Raw genomic sequence first — 1,887 nt, forward strand, 5'->3', positions numbered from 1 at the left:
TGTTTATATAGCCAATATTTTGATAGATTTAACTCTGTCAAATTACTTTCAATTATTTTACCATCTACTATTAATTCAGTTGGAACATAAAGTGGAGCTGTAGAGGTAATATTAAAATCATTCTTAGTAGGAGTTTGCTTCTCAGGTTTTTTAAGAATACTTAGTTTACCATCAGGCTCTAAAATTGCATAATCAACTTCTGATATAGCAAATACACCTTTTTGTCTAAGAAGCATTGATAAGTCATCTATATTTATTATTAAAGATTTCATAGCTTTTCTATTGATTTTCCCTTTTTTTATCAGAATGCTTGGCTCTCCATCTAAAATATTTCTCAATTTATAAGACTTTAATGCAATATAGCCTACAAATTCGGATAGTATAACCCATAATACTAAAGCTAGAAGTTCTTTATAAAAAGATACATCTCTAGACATTACCATGTTTGCTGCTATAGAACCTATTGTAATTCCTGTTATATAGTTAAAGTATGTAAGATGACTTAGTTGTTTTTTTCCTGATAATCTTGTAAGAATTAGAAGAACAGTAAAAGTAGCGAATGTCTCATATATAGTCTGAAAATAGCTAGGATTAGCATTATTCATAAGTAATCTCTCCTTGTAATATGTTATATTTATAGTATTACAAGCAGAAAATAACTTATTCTAAAGATTAATCAAACTACAAAAATAATATATAGACATTGTATTTAATAAAGAAAATGCACAAGATATAACTTATGAAAAGTTAAAATAAATAATACCAGATATAAAATCAGTAGAACAAGATGGATATGTTGACACAAGGTATATAGATGATACACATGAGGAGTTAAGGTCAATTGAATTCTTACGTCGTGAAACACCACCCCATACAATAAAATAAAGTTAGGTATTGTCAGATGGAAATACCTTTTTTATGTATATTAATAAAAACTTAGTATACTTTTAGTGTATTATGGTAGACGGTGTAAAGTTAAGTTATTTCAAATATTTGAAAAAAAGGTACACTAAGGATCCTAGAAATAGATGAAAAAGTTGTAAAATTAAAGTTCATATCTTTACAATATTTGGAAAAACTTAGCGTATATAGTAGAATAGTGTACTTAAATTATAGTATAATGATATCATAGGTTATGAAAATGTATAAAAACAAGGGGAAAAGGTTTATCTAAAACCTATACATAGCATCATAAACCTAATTATAAAAAAGGGGACAGAATAATGAAAGAAAAACTTAATAAATACATAATGCTACTAGCAACCATATTTTGGTCAGGAGCATTTATAGCTGGAAAATTTTCAATAGCAGAGTTTCCAGTATTTTCTTTAGTATTTTTCAGATTCTTAATAGCAACAATAATCATATTCACAATAATGATTAAAGTAGAAGAAAACTGGAAAATAACTAAAAAAGATTTAAAAATGTTCTTAACACTAGGTATTGTAGGGATGGTAGGCTATCACGTATTTTTCTTTTTATCACTTAAATATACAACAGCTACAAATTCATCATTAATAGGTGCAACAAACCCTATAGTAACTACAGTACTAGCATGTATATTTTTAAAAGAAAAGATAACTTACAAAAGCATAATTGGTATAATGATATCCTTATTTGGAGTCATGCTTATCACTACCAATGGAAACATTAATATATTACTTAATTTAAAATTTAATATAGGTGATATACTAATGATAATAGCAGTTGTGTGTTGGGCAACATATGGCATAATATCCAAAAAAGCTTTAGAAATATATTCGCCTATAAAAATAACTAGTTATGCATTTTTAACTTGTGTAATAATTTTATTACCTTTAGTTATAATGGAAAAGCCATGGGTATACCTTCCAAATACAAGTATTAATGGTTGGATATCTGTAATTT

2 protein-coding genes are annotated in these 1,887 nt (G+C 26.6%); one reads left to right on the top strand and one right to left on the bottom strand.

Translation table 11 applies throughout. The features are described from left to right. Positions 1-605 (bottom strand): DUF421 domain-containing protein (locus VLM92_RS12835; RefSeq protein ID WP_325276730.1); only part of this gene is annotated, 605 nt, incomplete at its 3' end. Between the two features lie 618 nt (positions 606-1,223). On the opposite strand from VLM92_RS12835, the gene VLM92_RS12840 reads away from it, so the two are divergent. Continuing rightward, positions 1,224-1,887: DMT family transporter (locus VLM92_RS12840; RefSeq protein ID WP_325276731.1), on the top strand; the 664-nt coding region annotated here is incomplete at its 3' end.

The organism is Romboutsia sp., assembly GCF_035470145.1.
Taxonomy (GTDB): Bacteria; Bacillota; Clostridia; order Peptostreptococcales; family Peptostreptococcaceae; genus Romboutsia_D.